The 19,578-nt window shown below is 58.5% G+C and carries 14 protein-coding genes, 2 pseudogenes and 1 other annotated feature; of the genes and pseudogenes, 10 read left to right on the top strand and 6 right to left on the bottom strand.

The window, feature by feature from the left end; translation table 11 throughout:
- Positions 1-23: 23 nt before the first annotated feature.
- Entirely contained in the window at positions 24-314 is a 291-nt protein-coding gene (locus NBG89_RS30055) for a hypothetical protein (RefSeq protein ID WP_431324622.1), read from the top strand.
- 327 nt (positions 315-641) lie between these two features.
- On the opposite strand, the gene sctJ is transcribed toward NBG89_RS30055, so the two are convergent.
- The gene (gene sctJ, locus NBG89_RS30050; protein WP_416068719.1) at positions 642-1,499 is read right to left on the bottom strand and encodes a type III secretion system inner membrane ring lipoprotein SctJ; all 858 of its coding nucleotides are present in this window, start codon (positions 1,497-1,499) and stop codon (positions 642-644) included.
- 9 nt (positions 1,500-1,508) lie between these two features.
- On the bottom strand, positions 1,509-2,000 hold the full coding sequence (locus NBG89_RS30045) for a nodulation protein NolB (RefSeq protein WP_416068718.1): 492 nt from the start codon (positions 1,998-2,000) through the stop codon (positions 1,509-1,511).
- A 182-nt stretch (positions 2,001-2,182) separates the two neighbouring features.
- On the opposite strand from NBG89_RS30045, the gene NBG89_RS30040 reads away from it, so the two are divergent.
- From NBG89_RS30040 to NBG89_RS30020, 5 genes and pseudogenes are all read left to right on the top strand, one after another.
- On the top strand, positions 2,183-2,887 hold the full coding sequence (locus tag NBG89_RS30040; protein ID WP_416068717.1) for a nodulation protein NolW: 705 nt from the start codon (positions 2,183-2,185) through the stop codon (positions 2,885-2,887).
- 289 nt (positions 2,888-3,176) lie between these two features.
- Positions 3,177-4,964 carry an HrpF/NolX family T3SS translocon protein gene (locus NBG89_RS30035; protein WP_416068716.1) on the top strand — a complete coding sequence of 596 codons (1,788 nt, stop codon included), beginning with the start codon at positions 3,177-3,179 and terminating at the stop codon, positions 4,962-4,964.
- Between the two features lie 394 nt (positions 4,965-5,358).
- Positions 5,359-6,122 (top strand): IS5 family transposase gene (locus NBG89_RS30030; RefSeq protein ID WP_416068729.1). Its coding sequence is split into 2 segments (ribosomal slippage): positions 5,359-5,674 and positions 5,674-6,122, totalling 765 coding nucleotides; the frame shifts between segments, so codons are not numbered across the junction.
- A 129-nt stretch (positions 6,123-6,251) separates the two neighbouring features.
- Complete coding sequence (locus NBG89_RS30025; protein ID WP_431324621.1) at positions 6,252-7,283, top strand: IS110 family transposase; 1,032 nt, start codon at positions 6,252-6,254, stop codon at positions 7,281-7,283.
- A 327-nt stretch (positions 7,284-7,610) separates the two neighbouring features.
- A pseudogene (locus NBG89_RS30020) lies at positions 7,611-7,907 on the top strand (transposase); the annotation flags it as partial.
- A 40-nt stretch (positions 7,908-7,947) separates the two neighbouring features.
- Here NBG89_RS30020 and NBG89_RS30015 read toward each other — a convergent pair.
- Positions 7,948-9,122 (bottom strand): IS3 family transposase gene (locus NBG89_RS30015; protein WP_416068715.1). Its coding sequence is split into 2 segments (ribosomal slippage): positions 7,948-8,882 and positions 8,882-9,122, totalling 1,176 coding nucleotides; the frame shifts between segments, so codons are not numbered across the junction.
- Positions 8,779-8,895, bottom strand: a sequence feature (AL1L pseudoknot). Its footprint overlaps the gene before it by 117 nt.
- 202 nt (positions 9,123-9,324) lie before the next feature.
- On the opposite strand from NBG89_RS30015, the gene istA reads away from it, so the two are divergent.
- The 3 genes from istA (at position 9,325) to NBG89_RS30000 (ending at position 12,783) form a co-directional block, all read left to right on the top strand.
- Positions 9,325-10,836, top strand: a complete 1,512-nt coding sequence (gene istA, locus NBG89_RS30010) for an IS21 family transposase (protein WP_416068575.1) — start codon at positions 9,325-9,327, stop codon at positions 10,834-10,836.
- A gap of 12 nt (positions 10,837-10,848) precedes the next feature.
- Positions 10,849-11,604: an IS21-like element helper ATPase IstB gene (gene istB, locus NBG89_RS30005; RefSeq protein ID WP_416068576.1), complete on the top strand. Its 756-nt coding sequence runs from the start codon at positions 10,849-10,851 to the stop codon at positions 11,602-11,604.
- A gap of 279 nt (positions 11,605-11,883) precedes the next feature.
- Complete coding sequence (locus tag NBG89_RS30000) at positions 11,884-12,783, top strand: IS701 family transposase (protein WP_431324620.1); 900 nt, start codon at positions 11,884-11,886, stop codon at positions 12,781-12,783.
- 381 nt (positions 12,784-13,164) lie between these two features.
- On the opposite strand, the gene NBG89_RS29995 is transcribed toward NBG89_RS30000, so the two are convergent.
- Positions 13,165-14,196 (bottom strand): IS110 family transposase, encoded by a 1,032-nt coding sequence (locus tag NBG89_RS29995; RefSeq protein WP_099086550.1) that lies wholly within the window; start codon positions 14,194-14,196, stop codon positions 13,165-13,167.
- 133 nt (positions 14,197-14,329) lie between these two features.
- Between NBG89_RS29995 and NBG89_RS29990 the strand changes: the two are divergent.
- Positions 14,330-15,816 (top strand): annotated as a pseudogene (locus NBG89_RS29990) (aldehyde dehydrogenase).
- A gap of 401 nt (positions 15,817-16,217) precedes the next feature.
- Here NBG89_RS29990 and NBG89_RS29985 read toward each other — a convergent pair.
- Together NBG89_RS29985 and NBG89_RS29980 are read right to left on the bottom strand one after the other, a co-directional pair.
- On the bottom strand, positions 16,218-18,614 hold the full coding sequence (locus NBG89_RS29985) for a transketolase (protein ID WP_416068732.1): 2,397 nt from the start codon (positions 18,612-18,614) through the stop codon (positions 16,218-16,220).
- A 13-nt stretch (positions 18,615-18,627) separates the two neighbouring features.
- Positions 18,628-19,578: a PDR/VanB family oxidoreductase gene (locus NBG89_RS29980; RefSeq protein WP_431324619.1), complete on the bottom strand. Its 951-nt coding sequence runs from the start codon at positions 19,576-19,578 to the stop codon at positions 18,628-18,630.

The raw sequence follows: 19,578 nt of genomic DNA, 5'->3' as shown, positions 1-19,578 counted from the left end.
TTCGTCGGGTTCTCCGTATCAAGATGGGCGAGGACAAGCGCAAACAATTGCCCGGAGGCTTTACTGTGTTCGGGCAAAGGATTCTCCGCAGCGGTCCCGACCGGCAATCGAAGAAGCACATGGCTACGCTCAAGCGCGGAACTGTCATTGAGCCAAGCTCCAAGACAGGCATGTCCATCGTGTTCGATTTGCTGCGCGAGCCTGTTCGGATCAGCGATCAAGCTGGTTGCGATCGCCTGCGCCAGATGCCGAATTCCGAACGCGTGGGCATCAGCGCCGATATGGTCAATAAGCGCAGTCAGGTGGGGCTTTGAGACAAGCTTCAACAGCGAACGGGCATGCCAGATACTGCCGGCAAGGATAGCAGTCTGACGCGGATCATGTCCGCGGAGCAGATCTGGCCCAAGGCCGGTTCCGTCCGAATGCAATTCATTATCAAACAGCAACTCCGCCAGTCTTGGCTGCAGCCTGGGACGCTTCTGCAACTGTTCCAACGTCGCAGCGGACAACGCCGGGTCAAGACGAGCGGCAAGACGAGTCGGGTGAGCCATAGCAGCAAGGTCGTTTAGCCACATGGAATTCAGTTGGAGGGACCGATGGAGTCCGGCAGCCTGTATCGGTATCGACATTGGGATTATTACCTATGCGCTGATCTCTTTGCGAATGGCCTCGACAGCGGAAGCCCCGGAGGAACCTTCGACCTTGGATAGTTGGCCCGATGATTGCTTGGGCCGACGCACTAGACCACCGACTAATTGATAGCACGCCGCTGCGAATGCAGCTGCGGCAACACCCATCACGATTGGCAGAAGTGGCGGTGGAAAAGAGCTGGATGTTTGGGCCGAAACAGTCGCCGGAGCGCGCCGGTAGTCAGGTCCGGACGGTTCCACTGGCACCAAAACCACCTCCACCTTTTCGTAGGACAGGCCCTCGATGCTGTCGGCGACCAACAACTTTATCTTCGGCAGGAGAACTGGGAGATTCGATTTGGCGTCGTGCCGTATAAAGACCGAGGACGAGGATGGCGTGCCATCCGAACCTAACAGATCGTTATTCGGCAGAACGACATGAACACGTACTGACAAGACGCCGTCGATGTCGCTGATAGTACGCGACAACTCTTCGCTTAGGGCATAGATGTAACGAGCACGCTCCTCGGTCGGCGAGGCGATCAGGCCTGATCCGCTGAAAATATCCCCGAGGTTTTTGAACGACTGGCGGGGTAGCCCCTTGGCATTCAAGAGGTTGATTGACAACGCAAGCAGCTTTTCGTCGACCTGGATCGCGCTGGTCCCATCCTTCGCGGCAACCCGGACCGCATCAACCCCGTTGTCGATTAGAAGCGAGAGCATCTCATTCGCCTCGCGCTCCTGCAGTTGCGTATACAGATCGGTCTTGCAACCACTCAAGGTGAAGAGAAGTGGCAGAACGACCAAACGAAGCGAACGAAGACCCGACAGGCGGCTATGCCGGATTTCGCCAAGTGCTGAGCCAATCATACGAGCGGTTCATCCTTGTTTTATTAGCGTGTTCACAGATGAGGTGATGCCGCTGACACCTTTAGAAATTAGAGAAACTGTAGTGACGCCACTGTAGAGATCCCGTAGATTAGAGATTGTCGACCCGAAATCGGGTCCCGTCGATCTTGCCGGCGTCCCACCTTCGACAGGGAGCCTCTGTGCCGCTCGGAGTGGAGCGTTTTTTGCAAGGTCTACCTGATGGTCAAGCGCGACAGAACCAACCGTCTGTTCGCGGTACATGGAAGAAAGAGTTTGGAGCACACGGTCGCCGGGCGAGCTTGGCTGTGGAGTTGCGCGCTGGACATCCAACTGCGGAGGAACTGGCGCTGCCGTAGCTGGCGACAATCCGGTATCATTTTTTGTAGAGGCGGCCGCCTGCGCTAGCGCGCGCTCAAACTGAGCCTGCTCTCCCAATGAGGGGGAAGCAACCTTGGGTACAAAGTCAATCAGACTGGCAGAGATTGAGTTAACAGGCAGCATAATGCAACGACTCGATTGTTTGCGTCTCGCGGATTGCGTTTAGCCGGCGATCACCAGCTGTTGCGCCTGTACCTAGAGAGGTGAGCTGACTGTAAGCTGACGAGAGCGCATCATTATCTAAAAACTCAACTTAGCGATTTTTGTACTTGTGAGAGTTTCGGCCGTTCGATTATCAGGACGAGATGTCCACATCGTTCATTCTATCCACGATCCTGCACAACCTGACCAGAGTTCTCTGCGTCGGGATTTTTCTCTCGGCCGGAATACATACAGCCGTCGGCGCCCCTCTGTCGCTCCCCTCTACACCCTATAGGTATACGGTGTTGGACCAGGATCTCGCTGCCGCGCTGCAGCAATTCGGAAACAACCTAAATATCAGGGTCAGTATCAGCGCCGAGGTGAGGGGGCGGATTCGCGGACGTATGCCCGATTTGCCACCGCGGGAGTTCCTCGATCGCTTGAGTAAGCTGTACGATCTACAATGGTACTATGATGGGCTTGTACTCTATGTATCTGCCGCCAAAGAAGCGCGATCTAAGATGTTTGTATTGACCCCGATTCGCTTCGATGCGTTCAAGGCGGCCCTCGATGAGCTCGGCATCTCAGATGAGCGCTTTGTCGTGAAATCCGCGGCGGGAAGTGACCTCGTTTTGGTTTCTGGTCCACCGCGGTTCCTCGCGCTCGTGGAGGAGACGTTCAACGGGCTGCTTGCGGAGGCGCAAGCGCAGCCGCATGTCGCGCCGGCACCGAGTGAGGAACCCTTGCTGTTGTTGTTTCGGGGCTCCTCGACCATGGTCGTGCGAGGTGGACGACCCGAATCGTCTTATTCTTCTGACGTGCCGCAACAGGATGGTGTTGCCGAGAAGCCTCAGCTGAAGCGGAAATGACATCGATGAACATGCCCCGGTGTCTGGAGAAAACGTAACCGACAGCGGTCCTAAGTGAATTCGCATGGATTCGTCAGGTTCTCGAAAGCTGAACCGCTCATGATCCAATTCAGGATCTCCAACAATCCTGGCCATTGAGTGCCAGAATGAACTGAGAGCCCTAAAATGGCGGGGCAACTAAGCACGGCGCGGCGAAAATGCAGCGACCTCTTCAATGCCCGGTTTTGCCAACGTTCGTGAACTAATCTTGCATCTCCCAGGGGATTGCAATCTCGTCCGAGGAGCCACAATGTCAAACAATATCGCCAAGGTTTTTTCGCAGTCGGCACGGGGTTGGTATGGTTCAGTACCCGCGCTCGGTAAGACTCAGCAGAACTTCGATGCGATGCTTTCCATTTGCCGGCCTGAAGGAAGGACCGGTCAGTTCGCGCTCCGGAGCCTCGCATTGCCTTTGGAACGGTTGTGCCAGCATGCGTCGGAATCGCTGTCGCCGACAGCCGGGTCGTCGTTGGAGGAATTGACGCGGCACCCATTGGACCTGCTGCCGCCACATATGAAGGCGGCACTAGAATCAATGGGTCAGCGCCCGGAAACTTCATCGATCGAATCTTCGTCAGTCGCAACGACGCCCGTAAAAAGCGAGAGAATCAAGTGGGACGGCGGGACGCTCACCTCAGTCGAGTTACAGATTGTAGCAGTGCTAAACCGTCATAAGGACCAATGTCCGCTCAAGTGGGAATCGCTGGGAGACAAAGCGAATGATCCCTCAACGCCGCCGGATCTGAAAGCGGCTATCGAGGGATTGCAGGAGGATCCAGAGCTCTTTTATGCTATCGGCTCGCAGGGTGATGGCCGCTGCGGCGGCAGATTTACGGCTCAAGACTTGTCAGCATTCTGTGACCACCATTCACAAATTACTGAATTTCTGGAGAATCAGGCGCAAAGCTATACGCAGAATTACATTCCATCCGACAGCATTGGGAATCCCGATCCATCGGCCATGACACGGAACGATGCGTTACGCGAGCTTTACCGGTACTCCGAAAACCTGCCCAAAAACCTCAGTGTCGCTGAGTTTAAGCGGATCGTCGAAGGCGAAGCGAAAACGGGCAAATGTCCGCCTCAGGTCATTGCGGCGGCTCAGTACTTCGTCGAGCGCCCGGACGAATGGAAGCAGTTATACGGTGGTGCGATAGACCAGGTGCACAAAGAGGATTTTCTGCAGGTTGCTTCATCGGCAATGAGTCTCACGCAAACCGAGCTGGACACAATTGAATCGATAAAAGGCAATCAGGACGCCTTCTTTGGAAGTGGTGATCTCACTCGTGACAAGCTCGCGAGCATGGCAGAGGATAACCGCTGTGATCCGAAAGTACAGAAAGCAGCCTCGCAACTACTCTCAGATCCTCTATTATTTGGTCTGCTAAACAATACGATTACGGGGTATAAGACCCATAATTCGTTCTTCGACTTCGGCGGCGGACACACGGTGGACTCCGGTGACATCAGCAAAAAGGACTTTGCACATTTTTGCGACAGCATGTCGTCAGCGAACCGCACCGTTCAGCAGTGGAAGGCTCATGCTCCCCAAACCGCTGCACAACAGGACGCCGTCTCAGATATGATGATGGGTCGGACGGACCAGCCTAATGCCAAAACGCCCAAAAAAAACGGAGGAGCCTTTGTCCACGCAGTCGGCGATGTGCTCAAGGTGGTCTCGCCGGTGCTCGATTGGGCTGCGACGGCGGTGGGTTTGTTGAGCTTCGTTCCTGTCTTAGGCCAAGTGGCCGACGCGGCTTCAATGGCTCTTGCGTGCGAAGCGCAAGCGGCAAATCTTCTCCGTACAGCCATTACCGGAGGCAATATGAAGCAGGCGCTGCAACAAGCTGGCATCAGTATTGGAGCGCAGGCGCTCAGCCTGGTCGCAGGCCCCGAGGTCAAGCTGGCAATTCGCAATGGGCTCGTAAAGAAGGCACTGGAAGAGGCGGCCACGGCCGGGATCAATCTGCCGATTACGATGGCGCAAACCTACGCAGAAGATTATCTAAACAACCTGCAAGAACGGCTTGCCGCCTGAGTTGTGCAAGCCGCGGCCGTTGCCAGCCAGGGGGGCCGGGCTGACATTGCGGGCGTGTTAGGTGGCCAATGCCGGTCACCGCGCGAGAGTACCTCCGGGCCATGTTCACCGTATACGACCTTAACGAGACGCTTGAAAGGCCCGCAGACGGGCGCGAAGCTTGTAGGCTCCGTGGGCTGATGGCCTTCTCATCGGGCTCGCCCAGGAACTCGGTAAGCGACAAGGAGACCCCGTCTATCAGCATCGGGGTTGGGTACGGTATGGCGGAGAGACGATTTCACAGACTGCGAGCATCTATGTCTGCGCCTATAGCTAGTCCTAGGGCGTAAACTCATAAAATTGCTTGGTGTTTACCGGCTGTCGTGATTCAAGGCTTCCGAAAGAGGGAGCCTCTATGACGCGTCGCCGCTACGAACTCACCGACCACGAATGGTCGATCCTGTCGCCACTGTTGCCCAACAAGGCCGGCGGCGTTCCCCGCGTCGATGATCGGCGGGTGCTAAATGGCATTCTCTGGCCGTTCCGGACGGGCTCGCCCTGGGCGGAAATCCCAGAGCGCTACGGTCCGTCGACCACCTGCTACAACCGCTTCGTCCGCTGGCGGAAAGCCGGGGTCTGGGATCGGCTTTTTGAGGCGGTTTCGGAGGCTTACGATGGCGACATCGTCATGATCGACTCGACCTGTGTCCGCGTTCACCAGCATGCGGCCACGGGAAAAAGGGGGATGGAGACAATGGCGGCATGGGACGTTCCCGCGGCGGACTTACGAGCAAAATCCATGCGCTCGTCGACGCAGACGGCCGCCCCGTCACCCTCCGCCTGACCGGCGGGCAGATCGCTGACTGCACCGAGGCCGACGCGTTGACGGACGAGCTCGGCGAGGGAGACATCCTACTGGCCGATAACGGGTATGACAGCAATGTCATTCGGGCCAAGGCGGCCGAGCGAAAGGCCTGGGCCAACATTCCGCCGAAGTCAAACCGCAAGGGCTCCTTCGTATTCTCGCGCTGGGTCTATCGGCAGCGCAACCTCGTTGAGCGGTTCTTCAACAGGATCAAACAGTTCCGAGGCATTGCAACCCGATACGACAAGCGCCCCGAAAACTACCTCGCTGCCGTAAAGCTCGTCGCCACGAGAATCTGGTGCCAAAGTTTATGAGTCGACGGCCTAGATGCCGTAATGGGCCGGCGTCTCATGAGTAGCCAGTTGGGTGGCTGTCCCTCAGAATGATGATGTTTGGAAACGAGGTCCGAGCGATCGGCCTCAAGCATCATGAGAGGAACAGCCATGGAATATTATGCAGGAATCGACGTCTCGCTGAAAGAGAGCAGCGTGTGCGTGGTCGACGCGACGGGCAAGTTGGTTCGCGAGGTCAAGGTAGGCAGCGAGCCTGAATGCCTGGTCGGGTATTTTGATCAACTGGACTTTCCGGTAGAGCGCATCGGCCTTGAAGCGGGGCCGTTGTCCCAATGGCTACACGCGGCTCTCGTTGCTGCGGGTCATGAGGTGGTTTTGCTGGAAACGCGGCATGTGAAGGCGGCGCTTTCGGCGATGACGGTGAAGACCGACCGCAAGGATGCACGGGGGATCGCGCAACTGCTCCGCATGGGGTGGTATCGTCCGGTCCACGCCAAATCGTCGCCGGCCCAGGACACTCGGGCTCTCCTGGTTGGCCGCAAGCTTCTGCAATCCAAGCTGCTCGACGTCGAGCTCAGCATCCGGGGTATCCTGCGTGGCTATGGATTAAAGGTCGGCGAAGTCAGCCGAGGGCGTTTCGAGGCGCGCATCCGCGAACTGATTGCAGGGCATGCGATATTGTCGATGGTGATTGACGCGATGCTGACGGCGCGAGCAGCGCTGTGGAGCGAATTTACGAAGCTGCACCGCGAGATGCTCAGGATCGCCCGCGCCGACAGAGTTTGCCAACGGCTGATGAGTGCGCCGGGTGTCGGTGCCTTGGTTGCGCTGACCTACCGCTCCGCGGTCGATGATCCAGCCCGGTTCGAAAAGTCCAGCACAGTGGGTGCCTACTTCGGGCTGACGCCGAAGAAATATCAATCCGGCGAAACTGATCGCGATGTCGGTGTCAGCAAGGTCGGCGACGCGATGGTGCGAACCGCATTGTTCGAGTCTGCGCACATAATGCTGACGCGGGCGACGCGCTTTTCCAGTCTAAAGCGCTGGGCGCTCGATGTGGCCAGGCGTCGCGGGATGAAGCGCGCGAAGGTTGCCCTCGCACGCAAACTGGGTGTCGTACTTCACCGCATGTGGATGGATGCGACGGACTTTCGCTGGAGCGCAAACCCTATGGCGGCATGAAGAGAGCTACGTGATTGACGCGGGCAAGTGCAAGGCTTGCGTCTGATGAGGTCCCGTCGCTGGGACGCAGGCTTGGCAAGGTCGTGTGTAGTGCTGTGACCGCTTCGGCGAAGCACGCTTTCTAGATTGACCTGTCGGCTTGTTGATCTGATGGCATAGTGTGGCGGTCTTCGTGCTGACCACGGACAGAAGCATGGCCTCAGCGACGAGATAATCATTCAGAGGGACTTGACGAACAAAGGCCCATTACAGAAGCACTACTTTGGCAGATTAACCGGCCATTTACGATGATGGGCCATCTTGGGCACTTTCACAGGGGTGTGCGAGATGTCGGAACTGGATGTTGCGCTGGCAGATTGGCTGAAGCCGTTCGTCGAGAAGCTTGGTCACAAGAAGCGGCGGCAGATGTGCCCGGTCTATATTTCGGGCCTCATCGGACCTGGCGATCGCAAGAGTATCGAGCCGATGGCGGAACGTCTGGCACCTGATCGCTACGACCGCCTGCATCATTTCATCTCGGATGGGATTTGGGATGCCGGTCCTCTTGAGGCGGAACTGGCGGTGCAGGCCGACAAGATTGTCGGGGCTTCAGATGCTTTTCTGGTGATCGACGACACAGGTCTACTGAACCGCGCCGGGTTTGCCGGAGGCTGTTTGGTTTAAGTTATGCAGCCATGGCTGGTTCGTCCAGCATGGCGTAATACTGCTCCTCGGCTTCGGCGGGGGGAATGTTGCCGATGGGCTCCAGAAGCCGTCGATGGTTGAACCAGTCGACCCATTCCAGAGTGGCGAATTCAACCGCTTCGAAGCTGCGCCACGGTCCTCGCCGATGGATGACCTCGGCCTTGTAGAGGCCGTTGATCGTTTCGGCGAGGGCGTTGTCGTAAGAGTCGCCGACGCTTCCGACGGAAGGCTCGATGCCTGCCTCCGCCAATCGCTCCGAATACTTAATCGACACGTATTGAACGCCCCTGTCCGAGTGGTGAATCAGGCCGCCACCATGAACGGGACGCCGCTCATGAAGCGCCTGTTCCAAAGCATCGAGGACGAACCCGGCATGCGCCGTCCGGCTCACCCGCCAGCCGACAATCCGGCGCGCGAAGGCGTCGATGACGAAGGCCACGTAGACGAAGCCTTGCCAGGTGGCCACATAGGTGAAATCCGAAACCCAGAGCCTGTTCGGCGCAGGAGCCTTGAACTGGCGGTTCACCCGATCGAGCGGGCTCGGAGCCGTCTTGTCCGGGATCGTCGTGCGGATCGGCTTGCCCCGGATGATACCCTGAAGTCCCATCGATCGCATGAGCCGGGCGACGGTGCAGCGGGCTATATCGAAGCCCTCCCGCTTCAATTGCCGCCAGACCTTGCGCACGCCGTAGACGCGGAAGTTCGCCTCGAACACACGGCGTATCTCGATCTTCAAGGCAATGTCGCTGCGGGCGCGGACCGATAACCGGTCCACGTCCAGGCGTTTGGCAACGTTCTCGTAGTAGGTTGATGGGGCAATCGGCAGCAGCCTGCAGATCGGCTCGACCCCGAATACGGAGCGGTGTTCGTCGATAAAGGAGATCATCGCTTCAATGGGCGGTCGAGCTCCGCCATCGCGAAATAAGCGGACGCTTTGCGCAGTATCTCATTGGCCTGCCGAAGCTCGCGGTTCTCCCGCTCCAGAGCCTTCATCTTCTCGGCGACTTCGCTTGGGAGTCCAGGCCGGGAACCATCGTCCACTTCCGCCTTCTTCACCCATTCATTGAGCGTCTGCGCCATGCAGCCGATCTTGGCGGCGATCGAGGAAACCGCCGCCCATCGCGAGGAATATTCCCCTTGGTGATCCAAAACCATCCGCACTGTGCGGATTCCGACGTGAAGCCGGCCGCCAATCCGACCAAAGACCGGCCACCATTCCGATTTGAAGCCGGCCACCATTCCAATCAAAATCCGGCCAGTTTTCGACACTGAAGATACCCCCTGGGTCAGCAACTTTGGCATCAATCACCTCGCGATGAACGAGGACATTTTGATGCCGGCAAAGAGAAGGCTGACCATGAGACAATTAAGACAAATGCTTCGGCTTGCCGGAAGCGGGACGAGCTCCCGCGAGATCGCCGTCGTATTGGGAATAGCCCGCAGTACGGTGCAGGATAATCTTCAGCGCGCAGCAGCAGTTGGGTTGAGCTGGCCCCTACCGGGGGAACTGACCGATGACGCGCTCGAGAACAAGCTCTTTGCGCGCAATGGCGTCAAACAGGGCACGAGACGACGCGTCGAACCCAACTGGGCCGAGCTTGCCGTCGAGCTCAAGAAGCCCGGCGTCACCCTGCTTATCCTCTGGGAGGAGTATCGTGGGTCGCATCCAGAGGGTTACGGCTACAGTCGCTTTTGTGAGCTCTTCCGTGGCTTTGAGCAACGGCTTTCGCCGACGATGCGCCAGGAGCATGCGGCCGGCGACAAGGTCTTCGTCGACTATTCCGGCAAGAAGATTCCGATCGTTGATCGCAAGACCGGCGAGATCCGCGAAGCGGAGATATTCGTGGCGGTGCTGGGCGCGTCTAGCTTCACCTATGCGGAGGCGACCTGGACGCAAACACTGCCGGACTGGATCGGCTCACATGTCCGGATGTTCCGCTTCTTTGACGGCGTTCCCCGGCTGATCGTTCCCGACAATCTGAAGTCAGGCGTCAGTCGCGCCAGTTTCTATGATCCCGAGATCAACCGCAGCTACGGCATGATGGCTTCTCACTATGGCGTCGGCGTTCTTCCAGCACGGCCACGAAAGCCCAGGGACAAATCTAAAGTTGAGAACGGGGTCCGTTTTGCCCAATCGTGCATCTTAGGGCGTCTGCGCAATCACACGTTCTTCTCGCTTGCTGAGGCTAATGCTGCCATTGGCCAGGCACTCGATCGCATCAATGATCATGTCATGCGCCGGCTCGGCGTCAGTCGCCGGCAGCTGTTTGAGAGTGTCGAGCGCGCCGCGCTCGCCAATCTTCCCGGTGAAGACTACGAATTCGCCGAATGGCGTTTGGTCCGCGTGTCGACCGATTATCACGTCGAGTTCAAGACCTTCCTCTATTCCGTACCGCATGGCCTCATTCGCCAGCAGGTTGATTTGAGAGCGACGGCACGCACCATCGAGATCTTCCACCGCGGCAAGCGCGTCGCCGTTCATCAGCGGCGGTATGGCGGCACTCGGCATGGAACCGACCCGGATCATATGCCCAGTTCCCATCGGCGATATGCCGAGTGGACACCCGATCGCTTTCGGCGCTGGGCTGCATCCATTGGGCCGCAGACCGAAGGTTTGATCACTGCTGTTCTTGCCAGTCGTCCGCATCCTGAACAGGGCTTTCGAACATGCCTGGGCATTCTGCGCCTGTTTCGCGATATCACGCGAGATCGGGCCGAGGCGGTGTCAGCTCGCGCTGTCGAGATCGGCGGTCTGAACTGCAAGAGCATCGCCTCGCTCCTGGCCAACCACAGGGCCGCGCGCCATTCCACCGAACCGACGGCCATCGTTGATCACGCAAATCTGCGTGGCCCCGACTACTTTCATTGAGGAGACAAACCAATGCTGAGCAATCCCACCATCGACATGCTGCGCGAACTCGGCCTTTACGGCATGGCAACAGCCTTCCAGGAGCTTGACGCACAATCCGAAGCCCGCGGTCTTGAGCATGGAGAATGGCTTTCCATACTGCTCGAACGGGAGGCCACCATGCGCCGACAGAAGCGCTTCGAAGCCCGTGCCAGGGCCGCCAAACTACGCCATGATGCACAGATCGAGAATGCCGACTTTCGGGCCGCTCGCGGCCTCGATCGCAACCTGTTCATGGCGCTTGCCGGCTGCGACTGGATCAGAAAGCATCACAGTCTCCTCGTCACTGGGCCAGCCGGCGTCGGCAAAAGCTGGCTTGCCTGCGCGCTTGGTCACAAAGCATGCCGCGAAGACTTCTCCGTCGCCTATCACCGGGTTCCTCGGCTGTTCGCCACGCTCGCACTTGCAAGAGGCGACGGGCGATACGGCAGGATCCTCAAATCCTTGGCCAAGACCGACCTGCTGATCCTTGATGACTGGGGACCGGAAAAACTCAACGATGATCAGCGGCGCGATCTCCTCGAGATCATCGAAGACCGCTACGAGCGGCGCTCGACGATCATCACCAGTCAGGTGCCCCTGGATCGCTGGTACGAAATCATCGCAAACCCAACGCTTGCCGATGCCATCCTGGATCGCCTCGTTCACAACGCCTATCGCATCGATCTCACCGGCGAAAGCATGCGAAAACAGCGCTCGCCAGTCGCACCCGAAAACACCAAAGCTTGACCTGAAACGAAACCAGATCCAAACATCAGACAGACCCAGGATCAGTCCGAGAAATGGCCGCCTTCAAATCGGAACGCCGGCCGGAATGAAATCGGAATGACTGGCCGGCTTCAAATCGGAATCGATGGCCGGCTTCGTCGGAATACGCACGCACTGCTCGGGCGCGGACTTCAGGTGAAAATTTGTTTGTTGTCTTGCTCATATCGGCTCCACTTTCTCAGAAGTTGGAGCCTCCGGCAAACCCGGCGCGGTTCATACCGAAGAAAGGCGACCATTCTGTTGGGGTCGCGCCGCAGTACGCGTCGATGCTCGGCAAAGCGCGCCAATTGCCAGACGCTGGTGTCGTTGACGCTGGCCCGCGACGAGGTTCCCGTCCCAGTGGGCTTACGATTGTTCTTGCCCGACAGTTGGACCAGTGATCAGGATCGGATGGCGAAGGCTGGTGTTCCCGAGGAGATGCGTCTACCCCGCACCAAACCGGAGATCGCGCTCGACGAGATCGATCGGCGGATGGCCGCAGGCGTGCGGTTTGGCACCGTGCTTGCGGATGCCGGCTATGGTCTGTCGGCTGCGTTTCGCCAGGGGCTCAGTGCACGCAATCTCACCTGGGCTGTCGGTATTCCCAAGCATCAGAAGGTTTATCCTCATGATGTTGCATTGATCTTTCCTGTCGCCGGCCATGGAAGGCCGCGCAAGCATTCAATCCCCGACACCCTTTCGACCGCAGCCGAAATGATCCTGGAAGGAACCACCTGGAAGAAGGTCAGTTGGCGTCACGGCACAAAAGGTCGACTGACCGCACGCTTCGCTGCCCTGCGCATTCGGATTGCTGATGGCAACCCGCAACGCATCCTCGACAAGGGACAGCAGCATATGCCGGGCGAAGAGGCGTGGCTCGTTGGTGAATGGCGCTCAAACGACGAGCGCAAGTATTATCTCGCCAATCTACCGGCCGAGGCGACCTTAAAAGCGCTCGCGGCGGCCATTAAGGCGCGATGGGTCTGCGAGCAGGCCCATCAGCAGATGAAGGAAGAGCTCGGCCTCGATCACTTTGAAGGCCGATCATGGCAGGGCCTCCACCGACACGCGTTGATGACGATGATTGCCTATGCCTTTCTTCAACATCAACGCCTCAAGAAGGCAAAGCGGGAAAAAAAGGAAGAGGCACGGCCCGCCTAAGCCGACACTGCCGGCCATCCGACGCGCTGTCATAGCCGCGCTCTCAAACCACTATCCACCACAACGATGTCCTCACTGCCGTATCAGGTTCCTAATGACCCCAAATTCAATTCTGCCAAAGTAGTGCTTCTGTAATGGGCCTTTGTTCGTCAAGTCCCTCTGAATGATTATCTCGTCGCTGAGGCCATGCTTCTGTCCGTGGTCAGCACGAAGACCGCCACACTATGCCATCAGATCAACAAGCCGACAGGTCAATCTAGAAAGCGTGCTTCGCCGAAGCGGTCACAGCACTACACACGACCTTGCCAAGCCTGCGTCCCAGCGACGGGACCTCATCAGACGCAAGCCTTGCACTTGCCCGCGTCAATCACGTAGCTCTCTTCATGCCGCCATAGGGTTTGCGCTCCAGCGAAAGTCCGTCGCATCCATCCACATGCGGTGAAGTACGACACCCAGTTTGCGTGCGAGGGCAACCTTCGCGCGCTTCATCCCGCGACGCCTGGCCACATCGAGCGCCCAGCGCTTTAGACTGGAAAAGCGCGTCGCCCGCGTCAGCATTATGTGCGCAGACTCGAACAATGCGGTTCGCACCATCGCGTCGCCGACCTTGCTGACACCGCCATCGCGATCAGTTTCGCCGGATTGATATTTCTTCGGCGTCAGCCCGAAGTAGGCACCCACTGTGCTGGACTTTTCGAACCGGGCTGGATCATCGACCGCGGAGCGGTAGGTCAGCGCAACCAAGGCACCGACACCCGGCGCACTCATCAGCCGTTGGCAAACTCTGTCGGCGCGGGCGATCCTGAGCATCTCGCGGTGCAGCTTCGTAAATTCGCTCCACAGCGCTGCTCGCGCCGTCAGCATCGCGTCAATCACCATCGACAATATCGCATGCCCTGCAATCAGTTCGCGGATGCGCGCCTCGAAACGCCCTCGGCTGACTTCGCCGACCTTTAATCCATAGCCACGCAGGATACCCCGGATGCTGAGCTCGACGTCGAGCAGCTTGGATTGCAGAAGCTTGCGGCCAACCAGGAGAGCCCGAGTGTCCTGGGCCGGCGACGATTTGGCGTGGACCGGACGATACCACCCCATGCGGAGCAGTTGCGCGATCCCCCGTGCATCCTTGCGGTCGGTCTTCACCGTCATCGCCGAAAGCGCCGCCTTCACATGCCGCGTTTCCAGCAAAACCACCTCATGACCCGCAGCAACGAGAGCCGCGTGTAGCCATTGGGACAACGGCCCCGCTTCAAGGCCGATGCGCTCTACCGGAAAGTCCAGTTGATCAAAATACCCGACCAGGCATTCAGGCTCGCTGCCTACCTTGACCTCGCGAACCAACTTGCCCGTCGCGTCGACCACGCACACGCTGCTCTCTTTCAGCGAGACGTCGATTCCTGCATAATATTCCATGGCTGTTCCTCTCATGATGCTTGAGGCCGATCGCTCGGACCTCGTTTCCAAACATCATCATTCTGAGGGACAGCCACCCAACTGGCTACTCATGAGACGCCGGCCCATTACGGCATCTAGGGAGAAGTACGATATGAGCAGCATACTTGCAGATCCCGACCGAGACGAGGTTCTCGAAACTGGGCTTTTTATCAACAATCAGTTCCGAGGCGCGTCGAACGGTGCAGTCTTCGAGCGGGGTAACCCCATCAGTGGGGAGATAGTGAGCACGGCGCCTGCCGCGACCGAGGCGGATGCAATCGCTGCAGTGAGGGCCGCGCACAGCGCGTTTGCGCGTTGGGCCAAGCTCGGACCTCACGAGCGGCGCAACATGCTGATGAAGGCTTCGGCCGGCATCCGCGCTCGGCATACTGATTTTGCCGATGCGATGAAGGCTGAGATCGGCGCGACCCAGGTCTGGGCCGATTTCAACGTGCATCTCGCAGCTGACATGTTGGAAGAAGCCGCGGCTATGACGACCCAGATCGGTGGCGAAGTCATTCCTTCGGACGTGCGCGGTTCGCTGGCGATGGCAGTACGGGTGCCTGCAGGTGTTACTGTGGGCATTGCGCCCTGGAACGCGCCGGTCATCCTCGCTGTCCGGGCGATTGCGGCGCCGCTCGCTTGCGGCAATACTGTTGTTCTCAAAGGTTCGGAGCAGTGCCCCCGCACCCACGCCTAGTCATCGAGGCGATGGCCGAAGGTGGACTGCCTCCTGGGGTTGTCAATTACATTACCAACGCACCTGCCGACGCCAGCCGCATCTTTGAGGCGATGGTCGCTGATCCGGCGGTGCGGCGGGTGAGCTTCACCGGTTCAACGAAGATCGGTCACGCGGTTGCCCTGACCTGCGCGAAATATCTGAAGCCCGTTGTGCTTGAGCTCGGTGGCAAGGCCCCCCTTATCATTCTCGACGATGCCGACGTGGATGCTGCGGTTCAGGCGGCAGCTTTCGGCGCATTCATGAACTCGGGCCAGATCTGCATGTCCACGGAGCGGATAATTGTCGACGAGAAGATCGCCGACGGCTTTGTTGAGAAGCTGGTGGCGAAGACGAAGACGCTGCCTGCGGGCGATCCCCGTCGAGGGCCGGTCGTCCTAGGTTCGGTGGTCAATCACTCGACGGTGGAGCGCTGCAACGAGCTAATCCACGATGCAGTCGCCCGTGGGGCTACGGTGATTATTGGCGGTAAGAGCAATTCGACGCTGATGCCTGCGACCCTCATCGACCATGTCACGCCGGACATGCGTATGTTTCGGGAGGAAAGTTTTGGGCCAGTCAAACCGATCCTACGGGTGAACGATGTGGAAGAGGCGATTGCGATTGCCAACGATTCTTAGTACGGCCTCTCGGCTGCTGTCTTCGGTGCTGACATTGCACGGGCCTGGCAGGTGGCGTTGCGGATCGAAAGCGGTATTTGCCATATAAACGGTCCGACCGTTCACGACGAGGCGCAGCTGCCACTCGGCGGTGTAAAGTCATCTGGCATCGGCCGTTTCGGCGGACGGGCAGGCATCGCTGAATTCACTGATTTGCGTTGGATGACGGTACAGACGTTAGAACGTCATTACCCGTTTTGATTGCACAATACGGCCAGGTCAATGGTACTAACTGCTGTGGCCCATGCCAATAATGCCTTCACATAACCTCTTGCCAAGAGATTACAGAGCGCAATTCAATGACCGCGCGGCCGGATACAAGAGGTGGCTCGGTGCTCACGCTGAAGCAGTTTCGTAACACCATCTAGAGGCAGTTGCGGGCGTGCTTCTGAAGCATGAACCGATCACCGACAACACAAAACTCTCGAACCGGCGACCGATCAAGTGGCTGCTTTTCACAGCCGCTTGATTATTTCCCTTCAGACGATCTGGTCCTTTGGCTGATGAACAATTCCTTACGGCGATTGAAGAGCAATCGCAGGCGATCCCATCCCGACCAAGACGTCTCTGAGACAGAAGGTTGCCAAGCAGCCGGTTCAGCTTCATGAAAGGGCTTGAAGATAACGAACGGTCCGTCCGCCGCTTACGGCTTGAGCTGCGTGCATGATCGCATTTGTATCAAGACCATGATGCCGATAAAGGTCTGCAATTGTGCCGGTCTGGCCGAAATGTTCGACCCCCAGCGACTTGACGCGGTGACCATAGACCCCCCCAATCCAGGAGAGCGTGGCTGGGTGGCCATCGATCACCGTGACGATCCCGCAATCCCGTGACAAAGGCGCCAGCAGGCGTTCAATATGGCTCATCGCCCCGACCGCTCCACGTTGCCGGGCGCGTTCAGCAGCTTGCCAGCCGGCATTGAGCCGGTCCGCTGAGGTGATCGCCAACAATCCAACGTCCCGTCGATCTTCGGCGAGCAGACCTGTTGCGGCGATCGCCTCGGGCGCGATGACTCCCTGATAGGCAATGATCACACTGGCGTTGGGACCTGGCCGACGCAACCAGTAGCCACCATTGATAATGTCTTGCTCCAGATCAGGCGCCATTTGGCGTGCTGGCTGCTCGAGCGGGCGCGTCGACAGGCGGAGATAAACGGATCCACCGGTCTGATCGCGCAACCACGTTGTTTCATCGGGGTCACCTTCGCCGTCGCGCTGCATGTAGTCGAAGGCAAAGCGCATGATGACCGAAAGCTCGTCGACGAAGGCAGGCTCGAACGAGCACAGCCCGTCCTGTGCCATACCTATCAGTGGCGTGCCGATCGACTGGTGCGCGCCGCCTTCCGGAGCAAGCGTCACGCCGGACGGTGTTGCGACCAGCAGGAAGCGCGCATCCTGGTAACAGGCGTAGTTCAACTGGTCGGCCGAGCGGTAGATGAACGGATCATAGACAGTGCCGATGGGCAGGAGCCGGGCGCCGTTGATCGAATGGGAAAGGCCGAGCGCACCAAGCATGATCATCAGGTTGGATTCGGCAATCCCCAGTTCGAGATGCTGGCCTTTAGGACCGAACTCCCAGTTGTAGGTCGACGGAATCCGCTCCGCCTTGAAGAGGTCGGACATGCCCTCACGGGCAAACAACCCGCGCCGATTGACCCAGGGGCCGAGGTTGGTTGACACAGTCACGTCCGGAGAGGTCGTGACGATGCGCTCGGCGAGCAGCGTGTCGTCACGCGCGATATCGTTCAGAATCTGGCCAAAGCCCATCTGGGTTGAAAGCAGTTTGCCTGGCTGCCCAGGGGAGGGAAGCGTAGGAGGAATCGGGATCGCCGGCGAAGACAGTCTGCGGCGGCCCTCGCTGAAGAACGATACTTGAGCAAGGAAGGATTCGAGCTCACCAGCCGGCAGTGTAGCCGCCGCCCATTTCTCCCATTCCTGTCCCTGCTTTACGCCCATCTGCTGGCGGAAGCCCTCGATTTGCGTCGGGGTCATCTGACCGGCGTGGTTATCCTTGTGGCCTGCAAGCGGCAAGCCATATCCCTTTATCGTATAGCAGATGAAGCAGACCGGGCGGTCGTGCTGCGAAGCTTGTCCAAAGGCTTCGAGCAGGCTCGGCAGATCATGTCCTCCGAGATTGCCCATAAGCACTTGCAGTTGCGCATCGGAACGTCGCTCTATCAAGGCAGTCACAGGCCCCTGATCACCGATCTCGTCCAGCAACCGTTTGCGCCATGCCGCGCCACCCTGGAAGGTCAGAGCGGAATAGAGCTGGTTCGGGCACGCCTCGATCCATTGCCGCAGCTTGTCCCCGCCGGGCTCGGCAAACGCGGCTTCTTGCAAAGAGCCATGGCGTAGGATAACGACGTCCCAGCCGAAGTTTCTGAATATCTGTTCGAACCGCTCCCAGAGGCCTTCGCGGACCACAGCGTCCAGCGACTGGCGATTGTAGTCGACGACCCACCAGCAGTTTCTCAGGCCGTGTTTCCAACCCTCAATCAGGGCCTCATAGATATTGCCTTCGTCCATCTCGGCATCGCCGATCAAGCTGACCATGCGTCCTTCAGGCCGGTCGTTCATCCAGCCGTGTGCCGAGACATAGTCCTGAACCAATGAAGAAAACAGCGTCTGCGCCACACCGAGACCGACCGAGCCGGTGGAGAAGTCGACGTCATCGACATCCTTGGTCCGTGATGGATAGCTCTGTGCGCCCTTGAAACCTCGAAAGTTTTCGAGCTTCTCCCGGGTCTGGTTCCCTGCCAGATATTGGAGAGCATGAAATATCGGTGCTGCATGGGGTTTGACCGCGACCCGATCCTCAGGACGAAGCGCCGAGCAGTAGAGCGCGGTCATGATGGTGCTAAGCGACGCTGACGAAGCCTGGTGCCCGCCAACCTTCACCTCGTCTGCTTCGCGGATATGGTTGGCGTGGTGGATCGTCCAGGCGGCAAGCCAGGAAACGCAGCGTTCAATTTCGTTCAGATAGCTGATCTTGGAGTTCATCACTCCCCCTCTTTTACAAGTCGAGTTTCAGAACGCCCGTCGCGCGTGATACGCATGGGATAAACCGACGGTCACGCGCGTCGTTTGAAAGCACTGCATCGCGATGAATTGGCTGTCCTTCCAAATACCCGCACTCGCAGGTTCCGCAGACGCCGTTCTCGCAGGACGCCATCAGCAACACGCCGGCGGCGCGAATGGCCGATAGCGCTGACTCGTCTGCAGGTACCGGAACAACCGTCCCGTTACGAAGCACAATCGTGAACGGTTCGGGTGGAGCATCATCCCGGGCCGGCGGCTGAAAGGCTTCGAAATGGACCGTGCCATCCGGCCAGTGCCTTGAAGCCTGGGCAACGGCTGCCATGAAGCCGGGAGGCCCGCAGTAATAAAGCTGCGCACCATCGGGCCGCGCCAACAACAGGCTATCAATGTCCTGCCGGGTTTCGACTTGATCGTCGAAGTGGGGCCTCAGGCTTTCGGAGCCGATGATCTTCTCTAAAGTTCCCAGCAACGGTGTCAGGCTTCGGCTCCGCGAAAAATAATGGAGCTCAAAAGCCTTGCGCTGCCGACAGAGAGCCCGCGCCATGGCAAGGATAGGTGTGATCCCTATGCCTCCTGCCAGCAAAAGGACCGGCCCGTCACACTCCCTGAGCGGGAAATGATTGCGCGGGGCGGATACGGGCAGCTCGGCGCCTGCTGCAATAGTATCGTGGATCCATGCCGAGCCGCCCCGGCCATCGGTTTCGCGCTTCACCGCTATCGTGTAGCGGCTGAGATCTTCCGGGTCACCGCAGAGCGAGTATTGGCGTACCTTCCCGTCGGGGAGGTGGACGTCGACATGCGATCCTGGTTCAAAGGGCGGCAGAAGAGGCTTGCGTGGGTGTCTCAGCTCAATCACGCGGACGTCGCCCGGCTCGTCGTGGACGCCGGCAACGATCAGTTTCATGATGATACGTGGAGATCCCAT

The sequence above is a fragment of the Rhizobium sp. YTU87027 genome, assembly GCF_050644135.1.
Taxonomy (GTDB): Bacteria; Pseudomonadota; Alphaproteobacteria; order Rhizobiales; family Rhizobiaceae; genus Rhizobium.
This window is presented reverse-complemented; position numbering and strand designations above follow the sequence as displayed.

What these genes read in the sequence shown, in the direction of transcription:
- istB (WP_416068576.1), top strand. Translation starts at nt 10,849, where the DNA reads ATGCTGAGCAATCCCACCATCGACATGCTGCGCGAACTCGGCCTTTAC.
- NBG89_RS30040 (WP_416068717.1), top strand. Translation starts at nt 2,183, where the DNA reads ATGTCCACATCGTTCATTCTATCCACGATCCTGCACAACCTGACCAGA.
- NBG89_RS30035 (WP_416068716.1), top strand. Translation starts at nt 3,177, where the DNA reads ATGTCAAACAATATCGCCAAGGTTTTTTCGCAGTCGGCACGGGGTTGG.
- NBG89_RS29995 (WP_099086550.1), bottom strand. Translation starts at nt 14,196, where the DNA reads ATGGAATATTATGCAGGAATCGACGTCTCGCTGAAAGAGAGCAGCGTG.
- NBG89_RS30025 (WP_431324621.1), top strand. Translation starts at nt 6,252, where the DNA reads ATGGAATATTATGCAGGAATCGACGTCTCGCTGAAAGAGAGCAGCGTG.
- NBG89_RS29985 (WP_416068732.1), bottom strand. Translation starts at nt 18,614, where the DNA reads ATGAACTCCAAGATCAGCTATCTGAACGAAATTGAACGCTGCGTTTCC.
- sctJ (WP_416068719.1), bottom strand. Translation starts at nt 1,499, where the DNA reads ATGATTGGCTCAGCACTTGGCGAAATCCGGCATAGCCGCCTGTCGGGT.
- NBG89_RS29980 (WP_431324619.1), bottom strand. Translation starts at nt 19,578, where the DNA reads ATGGGATCTCCACGTATCATCATGAAACTGATCGTTGCCGGCGTCCAC.
- istA (WP_416068575.1), top strand. Translation starts at nt 9,325, where the DNA reads ATGAGACAATTAAGACAAATGCTTCGGCTTGCCGGAAGCGGGACGAGC.
- NBG89_RS30055 (WP_431324622.1), top strand. Translation starts at nt 24, where the DNA reads ATGGGCGAGGACAAGCGCAAACAATTGCCCGGAGGCTTTACTGTGTTC.
- NBG89_RS30045 (WP_416068718.1), bottom strand. Translation starts at nt 2,000, where the DNA reads ATGCTGCCTGTTAACTCAATCTCTGCCAGTCTGATTGACTTTGTACCC.